Source organism: Streptomyces sp. NPDC005551, assembly GCF_042871785.1.
GTDB lineage: Bacteria > Actinomycetota > Actinomycetes > Streptomycetales > Streptomycetaceae > Streptomyces.
Genome location: NZ_JBIAJE010000006.1, coordinates 500,914 through 525,349, shown reverse-complemented (window position 1 = coordinate 525,349; position 24,436 = coordinate 500,914). Strand labels below are relative to the sequence as shown.

Genomic DNA, 24,436 nt, shown 5'->3' with positions numbered 1-24,436 from the left:
CCCGGACGGGTCATCCATCGTCCGGTCTCCCCTGGCCGTGCGACCCGCGGCCATGCAGAAGGAGTCAGTGTTGAGAAGCAGCACCTCCCACAGACGCACCTCCCACACCGCGCGCCGCAGGGCCACCGCCGCCGCACTCGTCGGCGTCACCGCCCTGCTCACGGCGGCCGTCCAGTCGGGCGCCGCGAGCGCCGCCCCCGAGAAGGCACCGGCCGGGAAGATCAACCCCGGTTCCGTCGCCGTGCAGCTCACGCCCTCGCAGCGCGCCGAGCTGATTCGCGACGCCAACGCCGCCAAGGCGGACACCGCCGAGGACCTGGGCCTCGGGGCGAAGGAGAAGCTCGTCGCCCGTGACGTCGTCAAGGACAAGGACGGCACGCTCCACACCCGCTACGAGCGCACCTACGACGGGCTCCCGGTACTCGGCGGCGACCTCGTGGTCGACACGGCCAAGTCCGGGAAGACCGAGGGAGTCGTCAGGGCGACGAAGGCCACGATCAAGGTCGCCACGCTCACCCCGGCCGTCACCGCCTCCAGGGCCGAGAAGCAGGCCGTGAAGGCCGCGCAGAGCGCGGGCTCCGAGAGGACCGAGGCCGACCGGGCGCCCCGCAAGGTGATCTGGGCGGCGAACGGCAAGCCGGCTCTGGCGTACGAGACGGTCGTCGGCGGCATCCAGGAGGACGGGACGCCGAACGAGCTGCACGTCATCACCGACGCGGCCACCGGCAAGAAGCTGTACGAGTACCAGGGCATCCACAACGGCACCGGCAACACCCAGTACAGCGGTACGGTGCCGCTGACCACCACGCTCTCGGGCTCCACGTACACGCTGAACGACGGCGCCCGCGGCAACCACAAGACGTACAACCTGAACCGCGGCACGTCCGGCACCGGCACGCTGTTCTCGCAGACCACCGACGTCTGGGGCAACGGCACCACGTCGAACGCCGCCACCGCGGGTGCCGACGCGCACTACGGCGCCGCCGTCACGTGGGACTTCTACAAGAACTCCTTCAACCGCAGCGGCATCAAGAACAACGGCGTCGGCGCCTACTCCCGCGTCCACTACGGCAACGCGTACGTCAACGCGTTCTGGGACGACAGCTGCTTCTGCATGACCTACGGCGACGGCTCGGGCAACGCCAAGCCCCTGACCTCCATCGACGTGGCCGCCCACGAGATGAGCCACGGCGTCACCTCCAACACCGCGGGACTCAACTACTCGGGCGAGTCCGGCGGCCTGAACGAGGCGACCTCCGACATCTTCGGCACCGGCGTCGAGTTCTACGCGAACAACTCCTCCGACGTGGGCGACTACCTCATCGGCGAGAAGATCGACATCAACGGCAACGGCACGCCGCTGCGCTACCAGGACAAGCCGAGCAGGGACGGCGCGTCCAAGGACAACTGGTACTCGGGGATCGGCTCGGTCGACGTGCACTACTCGTCGGGCCCCGCGAACCACTTCTTCTACCTGCTGTCCGAGGGCAGCGGCGCCAAGGTGATCAACGGCGTCAGCTACAACTCGCCGACCGCCGACGGCCTCCCGGTCACCGGGATCGGCCGGGAGAAGGCGCTGCAGATCTGGTACCGGGCGCTCACCACCAAGTTCACCTCGACCACGAACTACGCGGCGGCCCGCACCGGCACGCTCGCGGCGACGGGTGAGCTGTACGGCACCACGGGCGCCGAGTACAAGGCGGTGCAGGACGCGTGGGCGGCCGTGGCCGTCGGTGCGCGGTCCGGTGGCGGTGGCGGTGGCGGTACGTCGTTCGAGAACACGGCCGACGTATCGATTCCGGACAACGGCGCGGCCGTGACGTCCTCGGTCACCGTCTCCGGGCGGGCGGGCAACGCCCCGTCGAACCTGGCGGTCGCCGTGGACATCGTGCACACCTGGCGCGGTGACCTCGTCGTCGACCTGGTGGCCCCGGACGGCACCGCGTACCGCCTGAAGAACTTCAGCTCCTCCGACTCGGCGGACAACGTGAACACCACGTACACGGTCGACGCGTCCTCCGAAGTCGCCAACGGGGTCTGGAAGTTGAAGGTCCAGGACCAGGCGGCGCAGGACACCGGCTACATCAACAGCTGGAAGCTCACCTTCCCGTAGACCGCCCCGCGGTCACGCACGGAACACGGCGCCGTCCCGGTGGTTCGACACCCCCGGGGCGGCGCCCTCTTTTACCCTGCCCTGACCCGGGCTTGGTTGCCTCTTGAACATGATCGATTCCGCATTGCGTACAGCGATATTCACTCAACGGACGCTTTCCGGCCAAGCTTTGCCTGCCCTCATGACATGTACGCGCCCCAGGTGACACGCTTCCACCGCACGGCACTCCCGCACCGCACCTTCCCCTCCGCACGGCTACCCCAGACCGTGCGGTCGGCCCCCACACAAGGAGCTTGCGTGACCCCCCTCTACGCGCGTCACAAGCGGACCACTCTCGCCATCGCGACCGCCGTCGCGGCCGGAGCCCTCCTCACCACCGGTATGACCACCGGTGCGTCCGCCCAGACGCCCGCCTCATCCACCGGCGCGTCCGACCCGGCCGCCGCCCCGGTCCAGCTGTCCCCGGCGGCCCGTACGACCCTGATCAGGGACGCCCAGGCCGACGTCACCGGGACGGCCGACGAGATAGGTCTCGGCGCCAAGGAGAAGCTCGTCGTCAGAGACGTCGTCAAGGACGCGGACGGCACGCTCCACACCCGCTACGAGCGCACCTACGAAGGACTCCCGGTCCTCGGCGGCGACCTCGTCGTCCACGAGACGAAGGCCGGCAAGACCCAGGGCGTCACCAAGGCGACCAGGGCGGCCATCAAGGTGGCCTCCCTGAAGCCCGCCGTGACCGCACTGAAGGCCGAGAAGCAGGCCGTGAAGGCCGCGCAGAGCGCGGGCTCCGAGAAGACCGAGGCCGACCGCGCGCCCCGCAAGGTGATCTGGGCGGCGAACGGCAAGCCGGTCCTCGCCTACGAGACGGTCGTCGGCGGCCTCCAGGACGACGGCACCCCGAACGAGCTGCACGTCGTCACCGACGCGGCCACCGGCAAGAAGCTCTACGAGTACCAGGGCATCGAGACCGGCACCGGCAAGAGCCTGTACGCCGGCACCGTCCCGCTCACCACCACCAAGTCGGGCACGACGTACCAGCTGTACGACACCACCCGCGGCGGCCACAAGACGTACAACCTCAAGCACGGCACGTCCGGCACCGGCACGCTCTTCACCGACGCCGACGACGTCTGGGGCACGGGCGCCGCCTCCAGCTCCACCGCCGACCAGACCGCCGCCGTCGACGCCGCCTACGGCGCCCAGGTGACCTGGGACTTCTACAAGAACACCTTCAACCGCAGCGGCATCAAGAACAACGGCGTCGCCGCGTACTCCCGCGTCCACTACGGCAACGCGTACGTCAACGCGTTCTGGGACGACAGCTGCTTCTGCATGACCTACGGCGACGGCTCGGGCAACACCCACCCGCTGACGTCCCTGGACGTGGCCGGCCACGAGATGAGCCACGGCGTCACCTCCAACACCGCGGGCCTGAACTACTCGGGCGAGTCCGGCGGCCTGAACGAGGCGACCTCCGACATCTTCGGCACCGGCGTCGAGTTCTACGCGGCCAACTCCGCCGACGTGGGCGACTACCTCATCGGCGAAGAGATCAACATCAACGGCGACGGCACGCCGCTGCGCTACATGGACAAGCCCAGCAAGGACGGCGGCTCCGCCGACAACTGGTCCTCCACGGTCGGCAGCAAGGACGTCCACTACTCGTCCGGCGTCGCCAACCACTTCTTCTACCTGCTGTCCGAGGGCAGCGGCGCGAAGACGATCAACGGGGTGTCCTACAACTCCCCGACGTACAACGGCTCCACGGTCACCGGCATCGGCCGCGCCAAGGCCCTGCAGATCTGGTACAAGGCGCTGACGACCTACATGACGTCGACGACCAAGTACGCGGGCGCCCGCACCGCCACCCTGTCGGCGGCCTCGGCCCTGTACGGGTCCACCAGCACGGAGTACGCGGCCGTGAAGGCCGCCTGGACCGCGGTGAACGTCAACTAGTCCGCTGGTCCGCGTCCGACCCCACGGGGTGGCCCCCGGAGAGAAGGTTTCTCCGGGGGCCGCCCTACGCTGTCCCCCATGCCCTTCACCTACGAGGACGTGGGCGCGACCCGCGAGGACCGTTGCCCACCGGGCTTCCACCGACTGCATGTCCGAAACCGGATCGGCGAGGGCGAGGACGTCTTCCGCAGGGCGTGCCAGGCGCTGCTGACCTGGGAACTGCACCGTGCGGTCGGCGTCGCCATCACCACCGACGCACCGACGGCGGCGCCCGGCGTCGACGTCACCGTCGGCCTCGGCCCGATCAGGGCCCCCTGCCGTGTCGTCTGGACGACCCAGGAACCCCGCCGGGCCGGCTGGGCCTACGGCACCCTGCCCGGTCACCCGGAGTGCGGCGAGGAGGCCTTCGTGGTGGACCGCACCGGCGACGGCACCGTCTGGCTGACGGTGACCGCCTTCAGCCGCCCCGCCAAGTGGTACGCCCGGGCGGGCGGCCCGGCGACCCGCGGCCTCCAGCACGCCTACGCACAGCGCTGCGGGGTCGTCCTGCGCCGGCTGTGCGCGGGGCTGGAGGACTAGGGCCCGTCGTTCGGATCAGGCCGGCGTCGCGGGGTCGGGCCTGTCCGGCGGGGTGCCGTGGCCGGGGCTGCCCCTGCGAGGCCGGTCCGTGCCCCGCCGGTGCCGGCGGGGCACGGTCCCGGTCACCGCAGCAGGACGCCCGCCCCCTCGCCGGTCTCCTCCGACGGGACTGCCACCAGGCCCATTTCCGCGCCCGACGCCAGCAGACGGTGCGCCGGCAGGATGCGCACCGTGTAGCCGAACGGCCCGGTGCGGTCCAGGGACAGCGGGCCCTCGTAGACCCAGCGGCCGTCCATGTCCGGGCCGCCCGCCGGTTTGAGGGGGACCGCCGCCGCGTCCGCGATGCGGTCCTGCGCGTCCACCCGCCCGGCTACCGCCTGCACCTCCACGTCGTCGGGGGCGAGGTCGGCGAGGTCGACGCGGACCCGCAGGCTGAGCGTCGTGTTGAGTTCGGCGGTGGTGGTCTCGGCCGAGGCCTCCACATGGTCCACCGCGACCCGCGGCCAGGCCGCCCGTACCCGGGACTTCCAGCCCGCCAGTTCCCGCGCGGCCTCCGGCGTCGCCGCGCGGTGGGCGCGGGCCGCCGGGGTGTACAGGCGCTCCACGTACTCGCGGACCATGCGGCCCGCCAGCACCTTGGGGCCCAGGTGGGTCAGGGTCTGGCGGACCATCTCGATCCAGCGGTCGGGCAGGTTGCCCTCGCCCCGGTCGTAGAAGCGCGGTGCCACCCGCTGTTCGAGAAGGTCGTAGAGCGCGGAGGCCTCCAGTTCGTCGCGGCGGTCGTCGTCCGTCGCCGTGCCGTCCGCCGTCGGGATCGCCCAGCCGAAGTCCGGCTGGAACCACTCGTCCCACCAGCCGTCCAGCACCGACAGGTTGAGGCAGCCGTTCAGCGCGGCCTTCATGCCGCTCGTGCCGCAGGCCTCCAGCGGGCGCAGCGGGTTGTTCAGCCAGATGTCGCAGCCCGGGTAGAGCTTCTGCGCCATCCCCATGCCGTAGTCGGGCAGGAACACGATGCGGTGGCGCACCCGCGGATCGTCGGCGAAGCGCACCAGCTCCTGGATCAGCCGCTTGCCGCCGTCGTCCGCCGGGTGCGCCTTGCCCGCGACGACGATCTGGATCGGGCGCTCGGGATGCAGGAGCAGGTCCAGGAGCCGGTCCCGGTCCCGCAGCATCAGCGTCAGACGCTTGTAGGAGGGGACGCGGCGGGCGAAGCCGATCGTCAGGACGTCGGGGTCGAGCACGCCGTCGATCCAGCCGAGTTCGGCCGTGGCCGCGCCGCGCTGCCGCCAGGAGGCGTACAGGCGCTCCCGCACCTCCGTGACGAGTTGCTCGCGCAGGACGCGGCGCAGGTCCCAGATCTCCTGGTCGGCGATGTCGGCGACCGAGTCCCAGCGGTCCGAGGCGCCGACCGTGAGCGCTTCCTCGGTGCGCTGCGCGCCGATCTGGCGGGCGCCGAGCCTCAGGACCTCGGGGGCCACCCAGGTCGGTGCGTGCACCCCGTTGGTCACCGAGGTGATCGGGACCTCCTCCGGGTCGAAGCCGGGCCACAAGCCGGAGAACATCTCCCGGCTGACCTGACCGTGCAGCAGGGACACGCCGTTGGCACGCTGGCCGAGCCGCAGTCCCATCACGGCCATGTTGAAGAGGTTCGCCTCGCCGCCCGGGTAGGTCTCCATGCCGAGGGCGAGGATCCGCTGCACGTCGATGCGCGGCAGCTCGGCGTCGGGGCCGAAGTGGCGGGCCACCAGCTCCCGGTCGAAGCGGTCTATGCCGGCCGGGACGGGGGTGTGGGTGGTGAACACGGTGCCCGCGCGGACGGCTTCGAGGCCGGAGTCGAAATCGAGCCCGGTGTCGCACAGTTCGGCGATGCGCTCCAGGCCGAGGAAGCCGGCGTGGCCCTCGTTCGTGTGGAAGACCTCGGGCTCGGCGTGGCCGGTGAGCCGGCAGTACGTCCGTACCGCGCGCACCCCTCCTATGCCGAGCAGCATCTCCTGCAGCAGGCGGTGCTCGCTGCCGCCGCCGTAGAGGCGGTCGGTCACGGCCCGTTCGCCGAGGTCGTTCTCCTCGACGTCCGAGTCCAGCATGAGCAGCGGGACACGGCCGACCTGGGCCAGCCAGACGCGGGCCCGCAGCCGCCGGCCCCCGGGGAGGGCGAGGGACACCTGTGCCGGGGTGCCGTCGCTCTCGCGCAGCAGCACCAGCGGCAGCTCGTTGGGGTCCAGGACGGGGTAGTGCTCCTGCTGCCAGCCGTCCCGCGACAGGGACTGGCGGAAGTAGCCGTGCCGGTACAGCAGCCCCACCCCGATGAGCGGCACGCCGAGGTCGCTCGCGGCCTTCAGGTGGTCGCCGGCGAGGATGCCGAGACCGCCGGAGTACTGGGGCAGGGCGGCCGTGATGCCGAACTCGGGCGAGAAATAGGCCACGGCTGCGGGCAGTTCGGCCGACTGCGCCTGGTACCAGCGGTCGCCGGTCGCATAGGCGCGCAGGTCGTCGGCGACCGCGGCCAGTCTGCTCAGAAAGGGGCGGTCCTCGGCGAGCTCGGCGAGGCGCGCGGCCGACACGCACCCCAGCAGCCGCACGGGGTCGTTGCCCGACGCGGCCCATTGCGCGGGGTCCACGGACCGGAAGAGGTCACGGGTCTCCGCATGCCATGACCAGCGCAGGTTGCGCGCCAGGTCGAGGAGCGGGTGAAGGGCTTCGGGGAGTACGGGTCGGACGGTGAACCTGCGGATTGCCTTCACGAATTCCACCTTCACGGGGGACGTACGCGGCAGAGGGACGCACGTCGCTGTGCGCCCTTCGTCACCCACGACGGTAACGGCGCGGGCGCCCTCGCAACTACGGCGCACGGCGGGACACGCGCCGGACCCCCGCACCCACCGGCCGACTTCGGCGTGAATTCGCCGCAACCGTCGCGCGCGGCCGACTTGCGCCCTTGGGCCGGATCCGCCCGCCTGTGCACCCTTGTGGCACCGGGCACCCCACGAGAGGCTGTGCCCTGTGACGCACCGGACGGAAGCGCCCCCGACGTGGCGACGGGAGCCATCTCGTCACGCTCGACGGGGGCATCCCGGCGTCGTCGGCGGCCGGCCGGGACGTCGCCGAGACGTGCGGGGCGAAAATCAGCCACACATATCGCACTGCTCTCAATGGGTAGGCGGTACGGGCCGCCGACGCGTTGGGGGCCGGTCCACCGGACGGACCGCTCAGGACGAGCCGTTCGCAGGGGGCGCACGGAAGCACGCCCGGGACCGGGCGCACCGGGGTCCGGCCGGCCCCGACCCGGTGCGGACAAGGTCTGACTTTTGTGCAGACATGGGCGCGAGGAGTTAACAACGCGCCGGATTGCACACCCGAATAGGGTGGGAAGGCTCCTCCGGGTAGGTCCGGAGGAGCCACCTCCCCCACACTCTCATCCGCCCACCCACGTTGACGCGGACAGGAGCGGTCATGCCCGCCAAGCACCACACGTCGCCATCCCCGAAGCCCAGCACCGTCGCACGCTCCATGAGCAGGGTCGATTCCGGTCCCCCCACGGCGGAGACACCCTCCGCGGACCGCGCTGCCGGTGTGGGGCGCATCCCCGTCCTGGACGTCCGGCCACGGGTCCTGGAAGGACGGCGCCCCGCGAAGGCGGTGGTGCGCGAGCCGTTCGAGATATCGGCCACGGTCTTCCGTGAGGGCCACGACGCGGTCGCCGCGAATGTCGTCCTCACCAGTGCGGAGGGCCGCGAGGGCCCCTGGACCCCGATGCGCGAACTGGCCCCCGGCTCCGACCGCTGGGGCGCCACCGTCTCCGTCCCGGCCGAGGGCCGCTGGACCTACGCCGTCGAGGCATGGAGCGATCCGGTGGCCACCTGGCGCCACCACGCGGGGATCAAGATCCCCGCGGGAATGGACACCGAGCTGGTCCTGGAGGAGGGGGCCCGCCTGTACGAACGGGCGGCCGCCGGCGTGCCGAAGAAGGCGGGCCGACGGGCCGTCCTCGCCGCGGCGGACGCGCTGCGGGACGGCGGGCGGCCCGCCGCGGCCCGGCTCGCCGCCGCTCTCACCCCCGAGGTGGACGAGGTGCTCGCCCGCCACCCGCTGCGGGAACTCGTCACGTCCTCCGAACCGCTGCCCCTCGTCGTGGAGCGCGAACGGGCGCTGTACGGCGCCTGGTACGAGTTCTTCCCGCGCTCCGAGGGCGCCGTGGTCCGTGCGGGCCGGCCGCCGGTGAGCGGGACCTTCCGCACCGCGGCGGAGCGGCTGCCCGCGATCGCGGAGATGGGCTTCGACGTCGTCTACCTCCCGCCGGTCCACCCCATCGGCAGCACCTTCCGCAAGGGCCCGGACAACACGCTCTCGGCGGGCCCGTACGACGTCGGGGTGCCCTGGGCGATCGGCTCGCCGGAGGGCGGCCACGACGCGGTGCACCCGGACCTGGGCACCATCGACGACTTCGACGCCTTCGTACGGCGGGCCGCGGCCCTCGGCCTGGAAGTGGCCCTGGACTTCGCGCTCCAGTGCTCTCCCGATCACCCGTGGGTGGAGAAGCACCCGGAGTGGTTCCACCACCGCCCGGACGGCACGATCGCGTACGCGGAGAACCCGCCGAAGAAGTACCAGGACATCTACCCCATCGCCTTCGACGAGGACATGCCGGGGCTGATCGAGGAGACCCTGCGCGTCCTGCGGCACTGGATGGCGCACGGTGTGCGGATCTTCCGGGTGGACAACCCGCACACGAAGCCGGTGGTGTTCTGGGAGCGGGTCATCGCGGACGTCAACCGCACCGACCCTGACGTGATCTTCCTGGCCGAGGCGTTCACCCGGCCCGCGATGATGCACACGCTCGGAGCGATCGGCTTCCAGCAGTCGTACACGTACTTCACCTGGCGCAACACCAAGGAGGAGCTGACCGACTACCTGACCGAGCTGTCGGGCGAGGCCGCCGCGTACATGCGGCCCAACTTCTTCGTGAACACCCCGGACATCCTGCACGAGTTCCTCCAGCGGGGCGGGCGTCCGGCCTTCGAGCTGCGGGCGGTGCTCGCGGCGACGCTCTCCCCGACGTGGGGCGTGTACAGCGGGTTCGAGCTGTGCGAGAACGTGCCCGTGCGCGAGGGCAGCGAGGAGTACCTGCACTCCGAGAAGTACGAACTGCGACCGCGGGACTGGGCGGCGGCGGAACGCGAGGGCCGCAGCATCGCGCCCCTGCTGGGCGCGCTGAACGCGATCAGGCGCCGCAGTCCGGCACTACGGCAACTGCGCGACCTGCACTTCCACTCCACGGACAAGGAGGCCGTGATCGCCTACTCGAAACGCAGTGGTTCGAACACGGTTCTGGTGGTGGCGAACCTGGACCCGCACCACACCCAGGAGGCCACGGTCTCGTTGGACATGCCGCAACTCGGCCTGGACTGGCACGAGTCCGTGCCGGTGCGCGACGAGCTCACCGGTGAGACCTACCACTGGGGCAGGGCCAACTATGTGCGTCTGGAGCCGGGCCGTCGGCCGGCGCACGTCTTCACCGTCCTGCGACCGTCCTCACCGCAGATCGGAGGGTCACCCGCCATATGATCGTCAACGAGCCCGTCCCGGACACCTTCGAGGACACCCCCGCCAAGGACCGCGACCCGGAATGGTTCAAACGAGCCGTCTTCTACGAAGTCCTGGTCCGCTCCTTCCAGGACAGCAACGGCGACGGCGTCGGCGACCTCAAGGGCCTGACCGCCAAACTCGACTACCTGCAATGGCTCGGCGTCGACTGCCTGTGGCTGCCCCCCTTCTTCAAGTCCCCGCTGCGCGACGGCGGCTACGACGTCTCCGACTACACCGCAGTCCTGCCCGAGTTCGGCGACCTCGCCGACTTCGTCGAGTTCGTCGACGCCGCCCACCAGCGCGGCATGCGCGTCATCATCGACTTCGTCATGAACCACACCAGCGACCAGCACCCGTGGTTCCAGGAGTCCCGCGCCAACCCCGAGGGACCCTACGGCGACTACTACGTCTGGGCCGACGACGACAAGCAGTACCAGGACGCCCGCATCATCTTCGTCGACACCGAAGCCTCCAACTGGACCTTCGACCCCGTCCGCAAGCAGTACTTCTGGCACCGCTTCTTCTCCCACCAGCCCGACCTCAACTACGAGAACCCGGCCGTGCAGGAGGAGATCATCTCCGCGCTGCGGTTCTGGCTGGACCTGGGGATCGACGGCTTCCGGCTGGACGCGGTGCCGTACCTGTACCAGGTCGAGGGCACGAACTGCGAAAACCTTCCGGCAACGCACGAGTTCCTCAAGCGGGTCCGCAAGGAGATCGACGCCCAGTACCCGGACACGGTGCTGCTGGCGGAGGCCAACCAGTGGCCCGAGGACGTCGTCGACTACTTCGGGGACTACACGGCCGGCGGCGACGAGTGCCACATGGCGTTCCACTTCCCCGTCATGCCGCGCATCTTCATGGCGGTCCGGCGTGAGTCGCGCTATCCGGTCTCGGAGATCCTGGCCAAGACCCCGGCGATCCCGGCGAACTGCCAGTGGGGCATCTTCCTGCGCAACCACGACGAGCTGACCCTGGAGATGGTCACCGACGAGGAGCGCGACTACATGTACGCGGAGTACGCCAAGGACCCGCGGATGCGCGCCAACATCGGCATCCGGCGCCGGCTCGCCCCGCTGCTGGACAACGACCGCAACCAGATCGAACTGTTCACCGCGCTGCTGCTGTCACTGCCCGGTTCGCCGATCCTCTACTACGGCGACGAGATCGGCATGGGCGACAACATCTGGCTCGGCGACCGCGACGCCGTCCGCACGCCGATGCAGTGGACACCGGACCGCAACGCGGGATTCTCCTCCTGCGACCCGGGCCGGCTGTTCCTGCCGACCATCATGGACCCGGTCTACGGCTACCAGGTCGCCAACGTCGAGGCCTCCATGAGCAGCCCCTCCAGCCTGCTCCACTGGACCCGGCGGATGATCGAGATCCGCAAGCAGAACCTGGCGTTCGGCCTCGGCTCGTACACCGAACTGCCCTCCACCAACCCCGCCGTCATCGCGTTCCTGCGGGAGTACAAGGACGACCTCGTCCTGTGCGTCCACAACTTCTCCCGTTTCGCCCAGCCGACCGAGCTGGACCTGAGCGCGTTCAGCGGCCGGCATCCGGTGGAGCTGATCGGCGGCGTGCGCTTCCCGGCCATCGGCGAGCTGCCGTACCTGCTGACACTGGCCGGACACGGCTTCTACTGGTTCCGGCTCCGCAAGGACGCCGCGTAGAAGCCGGACAGATGCCGCGCAGAACCCGGTCGGGCCGGTTTCCACCGGCCCGACCGGGGCACGCAGTAGTAACACCCCGACCCCCCGGGGAAAGGACGCGCCGCCATGTCGGAAGCCGCAATACGCCCAGTCACGGCCCCGGTCGCACGCCCTGATCTGCTCGCGTCGCTCGACCCACTGCTGCGGGAGTGGCTGCCGCGGCAGCGTTGGTTCGCGGGCAAGGGGCGACCGGTGACCGGTTTCACCCTGGTGGCAGCCACCGAGCTGCTGCCGCCCACTGCCACGACCGGCCTTTTCCATCTCCTCGTACGCGCACACCAGCCCCTCACCCCGGCGGCCGGCGCCCCCTCGCATCCCGGGGACTGCTACCAGCTGCTGATAGGCGTGCGTGAGGCGCTGCCCCCACGGCTGGCGCCCGCGCTGATCGGTCGTCCGGAGCAGGGTCCGCTGGCCGGACGGACGGCGTACGAGGCCCTCTACGACCCACGCTGCGCCGACGTACTGCTCGAGGCGCTGCGGACCCGGGCCCGCGTCGGGGACCTGCGGTTCGAGCGCGACCGGCGCCAGAAGATCCCGGAGGACCTGGTGCCGCGGGTGGTGACCGCGGAGCAGTCCAACTCCTCGGTCGTCTATGGAGATACGTTCATCCTGAAGCTGCTGCGCCGGATCGTGCCCGGGGTCAACCCCGATCTGGAGTTGCCGCTGATGCTGGCCCGCGAAGGCTGCCCGCGGGTGCCCGCGCCCACCGCGTGGATGCTCGCGGACCTGGCCGACGAGACGTACGTCCTCGGCGTCATGCAGCCCTTCGTGCAGGGCGCGGCCGACGGCTGGGAGCTGGCCCTGCGTGAGCTGGCCGAGGGCGAGGACTTCACCGGCGAGGCCCGGGCACTCGGGCGGGCCACGGCCGAGGTGCACACGGCCCTGGCCCGCGCGCTCCCCACCCTCACCGTCGGCCTCCCCCAGCTGGAACTGATCGTCGACGGCATGACCGAGCGCCTGGAGGCCGCCGCGCAGGCGGTGCCCGCGCTGCGGCCGTACGCCCCCGGGCTGCGCTCGGCCTTCCAGGCCCTGTCCGACCTGGCCGCCGAGGGCCACACGTGGACGGCCCAGCGCATCCACGGCGACCTGCATCTCGGCCAGTGCCTGCGGTCCGCTTCCGGTGAGTGGTCGCTGATCGACTTCGAGGGCGAACCGTCGAAGCCGCTCGCGGAACGCCGGATGCCGCAGCCGGCCGTGCGGGACGTGGCGGGGATGCTGCGGTCCTTCGACTACGCGGCCCACTCCGCCGGAGCCCGGGTGCCCGGCTGGGCCGACGCGTGCCGGGCCGCGTACTGCAGCGGGTACGCGGAGGTCACCGGGCGCGATCCGCGCACCGAACCGGTCCTGCTGCGCGCCTACGAGACGGACAAGGCGATCTACGAAGTCCTGTACGAGGCCCGGCACCGGCCCGACTGGCTGCCGGTGCCGATGGCCGCGGTGCGCCGGCTCGCCGCGGACGACGGCTCGCCGTGACCCGCGCCCCGACCCGCCCCAGCTCATCCCTGCCGAGGAGGCTCTGCCCGTGACCCCCCGTCCCCCGTTCGAGGACAGTCCGAAGAAGACCGGCGCGAGCGCGAGGAAGTCGGCCGCCGCCGAGAAGGCGGCCGACGGTACGAAGACGGCCGCCGCGAGGAAGGCGGCCGGGAAGAAGGCGACGGCGGCCGCGAAGCGGTCCGCCGAGGAGAAGGCGGCGGTCAAGAAGGCCGCCGAAGGCGCGCCGGCGGCGAAGGACGCGGCGGGAAGGAAGGCCGCCGCGAAGCGGTCCGCGGTGGTGAAGAGCGCGGTGACCAAGGGCAGCACCGCGAAGGCGACGGCCCGGAGGACCGCTGGGAAGAAGGCCGCGGACAAGAAGGCCCCCGCCCGGAAGCGGGCCGGTGTCTCGGCCGCCGAACGGCGGTCCGGACCGGTGGTCACCGGGGTCACCGGGCCCCGGACGCCGGAACCGGCACAGGCCCCGGAGCCCGCGCCGGCTGCCGCCCCGGCCCCCGTCCCGCCGCCGGCCACCCCACGGGAGGGGCTCGTCCCGCAGGAGTCGGCGCCCCAGCAGGAGCAGTCGGCCCGACAGAAGCCCACCGCCCCGCAGGAGCAGGCCGCCCCCGAGGAGCCGCCCGCCCCGCAGGAGCAGGCCGCCCCCGAGGAGCCGCCCGCCCCGCAGGAGTCGGCCGCCCCGCAGGGACAAACCACCCCACAGGATCAAGCCGTTCCGTCAGAGCCCACCGCCCCGCAGGAGCAGTCGGCCCGGCAGGAGCAGGCCGCCCACGAGGAGCCGCCCGCCTCGCGAGAGTCGGCCGCCCCGCAGGGACAAACCACCCCGCAGGATCAAGCCGCTCCGCCAGAGTCCACCGCCCCGCAGGAGCCGCCCGCCCCGCAGGAGTCGGCCGCCCCGCAGGAGCCGCCCGCCCCGCAGGAGCCGCCCGCCCCGCAGGAGTCGGCCGCCTCGCGGGAGTCGGCCGCCCCGCAGGGGCTGGCCGCCCCGCAGGAGCAAGCCGTCTTCGCCGGGGTCGCGCCGGGAGACCGGGAGCGGCTGCTGAGCGGTGCGCACCACGATCCGCACGGGGTGCTCGGCGCACACCCCGTGCCCGGTGGCGTGGCCTTCCGCGCGCTGCGCCCGTACGCCCTCGCCGTGTCCGTCGTCACCGGCGAGCTGCGGGCGGACCTGGCGGACGACGGCGACGGCTTCTTCTCGGGAGTGCTGCCACTGGTCGAGGTCCCGCGGGACTACCGGCTGGTGGTGACGTACGAGGGGGCGGTGCAGGAGACCGAGGACGCGTACCGCTTCCTGCCCGCGATCGGCGAGTTGGACCTGCACCTGCTGGGCGAGGGCCGGCACGAGCAGCTCTGGAAGGCACTCGGCGCGGAGCCGATGGTGCACCAGGGCGTGACCGGCACCCGGTTCACGGTGTGGGCGCCGAACGCGCGCGGTGTGCGCGTGGCCGGCACCTTCAACTACTGGGACCCCACCGCGTTCCCGATGCGCTCGCTCGGCTCGTCCGGCGTGTGGGAGCTGTTCGTGCCCGCGATCGGCGAGGGCGAGCTGTACAAGTTCGAGATCACCCGGGCCGACGGTTCGAAGACCCTGCGGGCCGACCCGATGGCCCGGCGCACCGAGGTGCCGCCCAAGACCTCCTCGGTCGTCACGGCCTCCCACCACGAGTGGCAGGACGAGGCGTGGATGGCCCAGCGCGCACAGCGGCCCGCGCACGAGGCACCCCTTTCCATCTACGAGATCCATCTCGCGTCCTGGCGACCGGGCCTGACGTATCGTCAGCTGGCCGAGCAGCTGCCCGCCTACGTCGCCGACCTGGGCTTCACCCACGTCGAGCTGATGCCGGTGGCCGAGCACCCCTTCGGCGGCTCCTGGGGCTACCAGGTCACCGGTTTCTACGCCCCGACGGCCCGGCTCGGCACTCCCGACGACTTCAAGTACCTGGTCGACGCCCTGCACCGGGCGGGCATCGGCGTGCTGATGGACTGGGTGCCCGCGCACTTCCCGCGCGACGACTGGGCGCTGGCCGAGTTCGACGGACGCCCGCTGTACGAGCACGCGGACCCCCTGCGGGCGGCCCACCCCGACTGGGGAACGCTGGAGTTCGACTACGGGCGCCGCGAGGTACGCAACTTCCTGGTCGCCAACGCCGTGTACTGGTGCGAGGAGTTCCACATCGACGGCCTGCGCGTGGACGCCGTCGCCTCCATGCTCTACCTCGACTACTCCCGCGAGCCCGGCCAGTGGACACCGAACGAGCACGGCGGCCGGGAGAACCTGGACGCGGTCGCCTTCCTCCAGGAGATGAACGCCACCGTGTACCGGCGCAACCCGGGCGTCGTCACCATCGCGGAGGAGTCGACGGCCTGGGACGGCGTGACCCGGGCCACCCACCTCACCGGGCCCGGTGGCCTCGGCGGCCTGGGCTTCGGGCTGAAGTGGAACATGGGCTGGATGCACGACTCGCTCGACTACGTGCAGCACGAGCCGGTCCATCGCAAGTACCACCACCACGAGATGACCTTCTCGATGGTGTACGCGTACAGCGAGAACTACGTGCTGCCCATCTCCCACGACGAAGTCGTCCACGGCAAGCGGTCACTGGTGTCGAAGATGCCCGGCGACTGGTGGCAGCAGCGGGCCACCGACCGCGCGTACCTCGGCTTCATGTGGGCCCACCCCGGTAAGCAGCTCCTGTTCATGGGGCAGGAGTTCGCGCAGGGTGCCGAGTGGTCGGAGGCCCACGGGCCCGACTGGTGGCTGCTCGACCCCGCCTACGGCGCGGAGGCCGACCACCGCGGTGTCCGCGACCTCGTCCGCGATCTCAACACCGTCTACCGGGCCGAGCCCGCCCTGTGGGAGCGGGACACCGATCCCTCCGGGTTCGCCTGGATCGCCGGGGACGCGGCCGAGGACAACGTGTTCGCGTTCCTGCGCCATGCCGCCGACGGCACGCCGCTGCTCGCCGTGTCCCACTTCGCGCCGGTGGTGCGGCACGACTTCCGGATCGGAGTCCCGGACGACGTGCCCGCCTGGCACGAGGTCCTCAACACCGACCTCGCCCGCTACGGCGGCAGCGACGTCACGAATCCCGGCCCGGTGAAGCCGGAGCCGCGGGCAGCGCACGGGCGCCCGGCCAGCATCCGGCTGAGCCTGCCGCCCCTGTCGACGGTCTGGCTCCGTCCGGCGTGACCCGGCGACGCCGGTGGGGCTGAGGGGATTCAGCCCCACCGGCGTTCGCGGGGCGGGTCCGGGGCCAGCGCTCGCGAGTCGCGACGGCTACGACGTCAGCCGGTCGCCAGGGGGGCCGGGAGGTCGCCCGTGTGCAGCACGCCGAGTGTCTGCGTGGCGCGGGTCAGGGCGACGTACAGGTCGCTCGTCCCGTACCGGCCGGGCTCGACCACCAGGACGGAGTCGAACTCGAGCCCCTTGGCCTGCCGGGGGTCGAGCAGCACGACGGTGCGGGTCAGATCCGGCTCCGCGCCCGCCGTCACCCCGTCGAGCCGCGCGGCCAGCGCCCGGTGCAGGTCGCGGGGCGCGATCACCGCGAGGCGCCCCTCGTCGGGGGTGAGTTCGGCGACGGCCTCGGCGACGGCGCCGGGCAGGTCGCCGGTGGCGCGCACCCAGGGCCGTACCCCCGTGGACCGCACCGAACTCGGCGGCTCGAAGTCCGGGTCCGCGGCCCGCAGCACGGCTGCCGCGAGGTCCATGATCTCGGACGGGGTGCGGTAGTTGACGGCGAGGCGGGTGTGCTCCCAGCGGTCCCCGACGTACGGGGAGAGGATGTCCGACCAGGAGCCGACGCCGCCCGCCTCGGAGGTCTGCGCGGGGTCGCCGACCAGCGTCATCGAGCGGGTCGGGCTGCGCCGCATCAGCAGCCGCCAGGCCATCGGCGACAGCTCCTGCGCCTCGTCGACGATGATGTGCCCGAACGCCCAGGTGCGGTCCGCGGCGGCCCGCTCGGCGGCGCTGCGGTGGTCGTCCTCCTCGTGCCGCTCGGCGAACCGCTCCGCGTCGATGATGTTGTGCGCGGACAGGACCTCGGAGTCCTCCTCGTCCTTGTCCTCGAACTCGTACGTCCGCGAGGCGTACGAGACGTCTAGCACCCCCTGGGCGTAGGCGACCTGGGCGTTGCGCTCCCGCTCGGCGAGGGCGCGCGCCACCCGGCCGTCCTCGCCGAGGAGTTCCGCCGCCTCGTCCAGGAGCGGGACGTCCGCGGTGGTCCACGCCCGGGTGACCGGCCGGCGGATCGCCGCCGCGTCCTCGTCCGTGACGTATCCCTCCGGGGCCGCCAGGAAGTCCGCCACCAGCCCCCGCGGGGTCAGCCGAGGCCACAGCTGGTCGACGGCGGACCAGACTTCGGGGTTCTCGGCGAGTTCGTCGCGGATCTGCGTGATGTCGCTCGCGTCGAGCAGGTTCGAACCGTCGAAGGGGTCGGTGCCGATGCGCTCGGCGAGCATGTCCGTGAGGGTGTTGAGGATGTGCCCCTCGAAGTGCTCGCGGGCCACGTTGTGCGGCAGCTTCGCCTCGCGGGTGCGCTCGCGGGCCACCTGCACGAGGCCCTCGTCGAGCATCAGTATGTCCCGGTCGTGCTCGATGGCGATGACCGGGTCGGGCAGCGCCTGCCGGTCGCGTACGACCGCGGCGAGGACGTCGGCCATCTCCGCGCGGCCCTTCACGGCGGCCGCCTCGGGGGTGTCGGCGGCGGTCGCCTTCACCCCGGGGAACAGCTCGCCGACGGTCGCGAGCAGTACGCCCGTCTCGCCGAGCGAGGGCAGCACCTCGCCGATGTAGCCGAGAAAGGCCGGGTTCGGGCCGACGATCAGGACGGCCCGCTTGGCGAGCAGTTCCCGGTGTTCGTAGAGGAGATAGGCGGCCCGGTGCAGCGCGACGGCCGTCTTCCCGGTGCCGGGGCCGCCCTCGACGACCATGACACCCCGGTGCGGGGCGCGGATGATGCGGTCCTGCTCGGCCTGGATGGTCTGCACGATGTCACTCATCCGGCCGGTGCGGGCCGAGTTGAGGGCGGCGAGCAGGACGGCGTCGCCCGCCGGGTCCTCGTGGCCGGTGCGTTCCCGGTCGCCGAGGTCGAGGAGTTCGTCGTGCAGCGCGGTGACCCGGCGGCCGTCGGTGGTGATGTGCCGGCGGCGGCGCAGGTCCATCGGGGTGTGGCCGGTGGCGAGGTAGAAGGGGCGGGCGACGGGGGCCCGCCAGTCGACCAGGATCGGGGTGAGGTCGGCGTCGTCGGCGCGGATGCCGATGCGTCCGATGTGGTGACTGACCCCGCTGGTGAGGTCGATGCGGCCGAAGCAGAGCGAGCCGTCCACGGCGTTCAGGGCGGCGAGCAGCCCGGAGCGCTCGGCGACGAGGACATCCCGTTCGAGCCGGGCCTGCATCGGTGTGCTGCCCTGGCCGAGCGCGTCGGTGACGGACTCCTCGGTGGCGCCGCGCAGGGTGTCCACGCGCGTGTACAGGCCGTCGATGAATTCCTGCTCGTGCCGCAATTCATCGTCTGGAAATTCGGTGTTTGACAATTCCGCTCCCGGCCGGATATACTGTGCTCGTTGCCCTGATTCGCGATCCGCATTACCGAAGTCGCGAATCATCGAATATACGCAAAGAAATCCCCCGAGCGCAATTGCTCGAGGGATTTTTTCCGTTCTCGGGACGTGCCTGGGACCGTTCCCGGGGCACCACTTCGGGCAGTCCCCTGCGCGCGCCCGGGTCAGAGCACGTCGGACAGTTCCTCGCGCAGCCGCCTCTTGGCCCGGGCGCCGACCATGGACCGCACCGGCTCACCGGCCCGGAAGACCATGAAGGTGGGCATCGAGAGCACCCCGTAGGCGAGAGCGGTCCGCGGGTTGGTGTCCACGTCGAGCTGGACGACCTTGAGGCGCCCGTCCTCCTCCGCGGCCAGGGCGCTCAGCACCGGCCCCATCTGCCGGCACGGCGGGCACCAGTCGGCGGTGAACTCCACCAGCACGGGCAGCTCCGCCCCGATCACCTCCGCCTCGAAGTCCGCGTCCGTCACTTCGGCCACTCCTGCCGCCTTGATCACTGCGTCCGTCCTCCCAGTTCGCACACGGGTTCCGGGCCGCCCGGAACCTCCGCGTCGGCGGCCAGCTCGTCGCGCGCCCGCTCGGCCTTCGCCAGCTGGACGCCCACGTGTTCGCGCACCGCCTGCAACTCACCGATCAGCGCGTCGAGTTCGCCGAGCTTGCGGCGGTACACCGCGAGCGAGGCCGGGCAGGAGTCACCCTCGGGATGTCCGGCCCGCAGACACTCCACGAAGGGCCGGGTCTCCTCCAGGTCGAACCCGAAGTCCTGCAAGGTCCTGATCTGCCGCAGCAGCCGCAGGTCGTCCTCGTCGTAGGTCCGGTATCCGTTCTCGCCCCGCCGCGCGGGCAGCAGCCCGCGTGTCTCGTAGTAGCGCAGGGTCCGCGTGGTCGTCCCGGCCCGCGCCGCCAGCTCGCCGATTCGCATGACCCCGACGGTACGGCTTGACGCCGACGTCAAGGCAAGCGGTTCAACAGGGCCGGAGCGGGAGCAGCGGTCTGCGTTCCACTGGGCGGTCTCCGGGTCGGAGCGGTCGGACCAGGCGCGCAGCCCTGGTCCGGGGCACACGAAAGGCCCGGGGCCCGGGGAGCCCCCCGGGCCCCGGACCTCCGGGCCCGCCCTCGGTGAGGTCAGCGCGTCCCGCTAGGCCCGCCGGACGGGCCGGCCACGGACGCGGACTCCACCTCGGAGGACGCGGCTTCGGCCTCGACCACGACTTCGGCGTCGGAGCTGGAGTCGGATTCGGAGTCGGCGGCCGTGCCCTTCGTGGAACCGGCCTTCGTGGAACCGGCCTTCGGGGTCCCGCTCTCCGGGGTCCCGGTTTCCGGGTCGGCCGTGCGTGCCCTGCGCGGCAGCAGGAACGCCACCAGGACCGTGCCGACGCCGAGGACCACCGCACCGACGAGGCTGGTGTGCGCGACCGCGTCCGAGAAGGACGAGCCGACCGCGTCCGCCATGTGGCGGGCGCCCTCGGCGAGCTGGTCGGCCTGGGCCTTCAACTGGGAGGCCTGCTCGGCGTTCTGCGCCTGGGCGGCCTGCTCGCCGGCCTGCCGGGCCTTCTCGCCGATGCCCTGGGCGACCGCGTAGCCCGCGCCCACCGAGTCCTGCGCCGTGGACAGGGCACCCGCGGGAAGTCCGCTGCCGGCGGTCGCGTCGGACAGCTGCGAGGAGTACGAACTCGCCAGCACGGAACCGAGGATGGCGATGCCCAGCGAGCCGCCGAGCTCCAGCGAGGTGTCGTTCACCGCGCCGCCGACGCCCAGTTCCGACTCGGGGAACGCGCCCATGATGGCGTCCGTGCAGGGCGACAGGGCGAGTCCGATGGCGAGGCCCAGGATGACCAGGGGCAGGACGAAGTCACCGTACGACGACGTGGCGTCGATCCGGGTGAGCAGCGCGAGCGCTGCCGTGCCGGCGACCATGCCCGCGGTGACCGTGATCTTCATGCCGACGCGCGGGGTGAGGTAGCCGGTGAGGGCCGAGCCGACGAAGACGGCCCCGGCGAGCGGCAGCATGCGCACCCCGGTGTCCAGGGCGTCGTAGCCGAGGACGAACTGGAGGTGCTGGGTGAGGAAGTAGAAGGCGCCGAAGACGGCCAGGAAGAAGAGCGCGACCGCGAGGTTGGAACCGGCGAATCCGCGGTGTGCGAAGCGGCGTACGTCGACGACCGGGTGCGGGTGGCGCAGCTCCCACAGGACGAAGGCGGCCAGTCCGAGACCGGCGACGACCGCGGCGGTGACGGCCTTGACGCCCCAGCCGAAGTGCGGCCCCTCGATGATCATGTAGACGAGGGCGCCGATCCACAGCACGGACAGCAGGCCGCCGACGTAGTCGATGCGGTCGTGGTGGGCGGCCGCGGACGGCGGCACGAGGACGAGGGCGCCGACGATGGCCAGGGCGGCGACGGGCACGTTGATCAGGAAGGTGGAGGACCAGCCGTGGCGCTCCAGGAGAGCGCCCGCGACCAGCGGCCCGGCCGCGATGGCCAGTCCGGCGGTGGCGGTCCACAGGGTGATCGCCTTGGCCCGCTCGGCACGCGGGAAGGTCGCGGCGAGGAGGGAGAGCGTGGCCGGCATGATCAGCGCGGCGCCCACGCCCATCACGGCGCGGGCCGCGATGACGCCCGTGGAGCTGTCGACGAGCGAGCCGGCGACCGCGCCGCCGCCGAAGACGACGAGCCCGAGGACCAGTGCGCCCCGGCGGCTGTACTTGTCGCCGATCGCGCCGAGCAGCAGCATCAGCGCGGCGTACGGGACGGTGTAGCCGTCGATGACCCACTGCAGGTCGGCGCTGGACAGGCCCAGGTCCTGGGTCATGTCCGGGGCCGCGACCGTGAGGGCGGTGTTCGCCATCACGATGATCAGCAGGCTCAGGCAGAGCACCAGCAGGGCCCACCAGCGCCGGGCGTAGGGCCGGTCCATCCTCTCGACCGGTTCGTTCATGACGAGACGCATGGGTTCGCTTCGCCCTTCCTCTGTCGGCTCGCACGGTGCCGGACGATCGGTCCGCACCGCAGGTGGTCTGTGCGACGGCCGTCTCACCCGGCCACTTGCACAGCGACGTGCAATTGCACGACACTGTGCAACGTACGTCATTGCACACAGCTGTGCAAATGGAGGAGATGGAAGCCCTGCGGACGCAGCGCGTGCCGCCAGGGTCTGCCCGGACGTTCCCGCCTGCCCCGCGAGCCCGCACGGCGGGCGACGACGGCAGTGGCCGGACGGGCACCGGGAAAGGACGTGCAGAATGTCAGCCATGACCACGGGTAACGCCAGCCGCGCCGATGCGAACCGCCGCAGGATCCTCGATGTCGCGCTCGCCGAGCTGCTGCGCGACCCCGACGCCTCCATGGACCAGATCGCGCGTGCCGCGGGGGTCGTCCGGCGCACGGTGTACGGGCACTTCCCGAGCCGCGAGGCACTGATCGGCACGCTGTTCGAGGGCGCGGCGCAGGCGGTGGAGGCGGCGCACGCCGCGGGCCGCGAGGGCGTCGAGGACCCCGCGGAGTCGCTGGTGCGCTCGACGCTGGCGGTCTGGGAGATCGCCGACCGCTACCGGCTGCTGGTCGCGCTCGCCCAGCGCAGCGTCACGGTCCAGGGCATACGTGACCGCCTCACGCCCGTCCGGGAGTCCTGCGCACAACTGCTCCGGCGCGGTCTCGAGGCGGGCGTGTTCACGTCCCCGCTGCCGCCGGACGCGCTGGCCTACGTGCACGAGCAGATGCTGTTCGCCCTGATGGAAGCGGTGAACGACGGCCTGCTGGCAGCGGAGGAGGCGGGCCGCTCCGCCGCGGTCACGATGCTGACCGCGGCGGGCGTACCCGCCTCGCGTGCCACCGCCCTGGTGGCGGATGTCGAGCGCCTGAGCGCCTGAGCGCCTGAACGGCGGCTGACCGACATCCGTGCACCGAGCGGCCGGGCCTACGGGGGGCGACCCGGCCGCTCGGCGTCCTGCCGGGCCCCGCGTGGGCGCCTCACGGCGCCCCGGGGCCCGGTTTCGCCGGGCCCCATCAGGGCGGGGCCCGGCGAAGCGTTATGCCTTGACCAGCTGCTTCTCGCCGCCCTGCTCCGGGAGGCCGGCCGCCGGGGTGTCCTCGTCGTGGTCCAGCAGCGTCTCCTCGTCGAAGGGCAGCTGTCCCGCGAGCACCTGGTCCACGCGGCCCCGGTCGATCTCCTTGGTCCAGGTGCCGATCAGCACGGTGGCGACCGCGTTGCCAGCGAAGTTCGTGAGGGCGCGGGCCTCGCTCATGAAGCGGTCGATGCCGACGATCAGGCCGACGCCGTCGACCAGTGCGGGCTTGTGCGACTGGAGACCGCCGGCCAGCGTGGCGAGGCCGGCCCCGCTGACGCCCGCCGCACCCTTCGAGGCGACCAGCAGGAAGAGCAGGAGCGGGATCTGCTCCCCGACCGACATCGGCTTGCCGAGCGCGTCGGCGATGTAGAGCGACGCCATCGTCATGTAGATCATGGTGCCGTCGAGGTTGAAGGAGTAGCCGGTCGGGACGGTGATGCCGACCACCGGCTTGCTCACGCCCAGGTGCTCCATCTTCGCGATGAGCCGCGGCAGCGCGGACTCGGAGGACGAGGTGGACAGGATCAGCAGGAACTCGCGGCCCAGGTACTTGAAGAGCGTGAGGATGTTGAGTCCCGCGACGATCCGCAGCAGCGCGCCGAGCACGATGAAGACGAAGAGGAAGCAGGTGACGTAGAAGCCCAGCATCAGCACGGCGAGGCTCTTGAGGGCGTCCAGTCCGGCGGAACCGGTGACCGCGGCGATCGCGCCGAAGGCGCCGAGGGGCGCGGCCCACATCACCATGGCGAGGATGCGGAAGACGAGCCGCTGGATGTGCTCGATGCCGCGGAGCACCGGCCGGCCGGCCGGGCCCATGGCCTGCAGCGCGAACCCGGCGAGCAGGGCGACGAGGAGGGTCTGCAGGACCTGGCCCTCGGTGAACGCGGAAACCATCGTGGTAGGGATGATGGAGAGGACGAACTCGACCGGCGGCAGCGCTTCCGCGGACACCTGTCCCTGGCCGGCCTCCTTCACCGACTGGGTCACCGCGAGACCCGTGCCCGGCTCCAGGATGTTGCCGACCACCAGGCCGATGGCGAGGGCGACCAGCGACATGACCAGGAAGTAGCCGAGCGCGATACCGCCGACGGCGCCGACCTTGGCGGCCTTGCGCACCGAGCCGATGCCCAGCACGATCGTGCAGAAGATGATCGGCGAGATCATCATCTTGATCAGGTTCACGAAGCCGGTGCCGATGGGCTTCAGCTCCACCGCGAAGTCGGGGGCGAGCAGGCCCACGGCGATGCCGAGGATCACCGCCGCGATCACGGCGATGTACAGATAGTGCGTGCGGTCCCGCTTGGCGGCGGGTGCGGCAGGTGCCGTTGCGGGTGTGCTGGTCACGGCTGCCCTCCTTGACGACGTCGTCGGCATCAT

The 24,436-nt window shown here is 71.6% G+C and carries 14 protein-coding genes; 8 read left to right on the top strand and 6 right to left on the bottom strand.

From position 1 onward, the window contains the following. Window positions 1–70: 70 nt before the first annotated feature. The 3 genes from ACFYP4_RS20405 to ACFYP4_RS20395 all read left to right on the top strand — a co-directional run bounded on the left by ACFYP4_RS20405 (window position 71) and on the right by ACFYP4_RS20395 (window position 4,648). Window positions 71–2,113, top strand: coding sequence for a M4 family metallopeptidase (locus ACFYP4_RS20405; RefSeq protein ID WP_358853599.1), 2,043 nt, complete (start codon window positions 71–73; stop codon window positions 2,111–2,113). 297 nt (window positions 2,114–2,410) lie between these two features. Continuing rightward, a complete protein-coding gene (locus ACFYP4_RS20400; protein WP_388786790.1) occupies window positions 2,411–4,069 on the top strand; it encodes a M4 family metallopeptidase in 1,659 nt (552 codons plus the stop codon). Between the two features lie 78 nt (window positions 4,070–4,147). Beyond that, a complete protein-coding gene (locus tag ACFYP4_RS20395) occupies window positions 4,148–4,648 on the top strand; it encodes a DUF1990 domain-containing protein (protein WP_358853597.1) in 501 nt (166 codons plus the stop codon). A 122-nt stretch (window positions 4,649–4,770) separates the two neighbouring features. On the opposite strand, the gene glgP is transcribed toward ACFYP4_RS20395, so the two are convergent. After that, window positions 4,771–7,389, bottom strand: a complete 2,619-nt coding sequence (gene glgP / locus ACFYP4_RS20390; protein WP_388786785.1) for an alpha-glucan family phosphorylase — start codon at window positions 7,387–7,389, stop codon at window positions 4,771–4,773. A 709-nt stretch (window positions 7,390–8,098) separates the two neighbouring features. Here glgP and ACFYP4_RS20385 point away from each other — a divergent pair. The 4 genes from ACFYP4_RS20385 (at window position 8,099) to glgB (ending at window position 16,624) form a co-directional block, all read left to right on the top strand. Then, window positions 8,099–10,210 carry an alpha-1,4-glucan--maltose-1-phosphate maltosyltransferase gene (locus ACFYP4_RS20385; protein ID WP_388786782.1) on the top strand — a complete coding sequence of 704 codons (2,112 nt, stop codon included), beginning with the start codon at window positions 8,099–8,101 and terminating at the stop codon, window positions 10,208–10,210. After that, window positions 10,207–11,907 carry a maltose alpha-D-glucosyltransferase gene (treS, locus tag ACFYP4_RS20380; RefSeq protein ID WP_388786779.1) on the top strand — a complete coding sequence of 567 codons (1,701 nt, stop codon included), beginning with the start codon at window positions 10,207–10,209 and terminating at the stop codon, window positions 11,905–11,907. Before ACFYP4_RS20385 ends, treS begins: the two co-directional genes overlap by 4 nt. Before the next feature lie 105 nt (window positions 11,908–12,012). Then, window positions 12,013–13,419, top strand: coding sequence for a maltokinase (locus ACFYP4_RS20375; RefSeq protein WP_358852257.1), 1,407 nt, complete (start codon window positions 12,013–12,015; stop codon window positions 13,417–13,419). 49 nt (window positions 13,420–13,468) lie between these two features. Next, entirely contained in the window at window positions 13,469–16,624 is a 3,156-nt protein-coding gene (gene glgB / locus ACFYP4_RS20370) for a 1,4-alpha-glucan branching enzyme (protein WP_388786775.1), read from the top strand. 95 nt (window positions 16,625–16,719) lie between these two features. Here glgB and ACFYP4_RS20365 read toward each other — a convergent pair whose 3' ends face one another. From ACFYP4_RS20365 to ACFYP4_RS20350, 4 genes are all read right to left on the bottom strand, one after another. Then, window positions 16,720–18,984, bottom strand: coding sequence for a UvrD-helicase domain-containing protein (locus tag ACFYP4_RS20365; RefSeq protein ID WP_358852264.1), 2,265 nt, complete (start codon window positions 18,982–18,984; stop codon window positions 16,720–16,722). A 173-nt stretch (window positions 18,985–19,157) separates the two neighbouring features. Next, window positions 19,158–19,490 carry a thioredoxin domain-containing protein gene (locus ACFYP4_RS20360; protein WP_358852255.1) on the bottom strand — a complete coding sequence of 111 codons (333 nt, stop codon included), beginning with the start codon at window positions 19,488–19,490 and terminating at the stop codon, window positions 19,158–19,160. Continuing rightward, on the bottom strand, window positions 19,487–19,915 hold the full coding sequence (locus ACFYP4_RS20355) for a MerR family transcriptional regulator (protein WP_358852254.1): 429 nt from the start codon (window positions 19,913–19,915) through the stop codon (window positions 19,487–19,489). Before ACFYP4_RS20355 ends, ACFYP4_RS20360 begins: the two co-directional genes overlap by 4 nt. A 203-nt stretch (window positions 19,916–20,118) precedes the next feature. Further along, a complete protein-coding gene (locus ACFYP4_RS20350) occupies window positions 20,119–21,942 on the bottom strand; it encodes an MFS transporter (RefSeq protein ID WP_358852253.1) in 1,824 nt (607 codons plus the stop codon). A 292-nt stretch (window positions 21,943–22,234) separates the two neighbouring features. Here ACFYP4_RS20350 and ACFYP4_RS20345 point away from each other — a divergent pair, with 292 nt between their 5' ends. After that, the gene (locus ACFYP4_RS20345; protein WP_358852252.1) at window positions 22,235–22,861 is read left to right on the top strand and encodes a TetR/AcrR family transcriptional regulator; all 627 of its coding nucleotides are present in this window, start codon (window positions 22,235–22,237) and stop codon (window positions 22,859–22,861) included. A 159-nt stretch (window positions 22,862–23,020) separates the two neighbouring features. Here ACFYP4_RS20345 and ACFYP4_RS20340 read toward each other — a convergent pair whose 3' ends face one another. Next, window positions 23,021–24,433 carry a cation:dicarboxylate symporter family transporter gene (locus tag ACFYP4_RS20340; protein ID WP_358852263.1) on the bottom strand — a complete coding sequence of 471 codons (1,413 nt, stop codon included), beginning with the start codon at window positions 24,431–24,433 and terminating at the stop codon, window positions 23,021–23,023. Window positions 24,434–24,436: the final 3 nt, after the last annotated feature.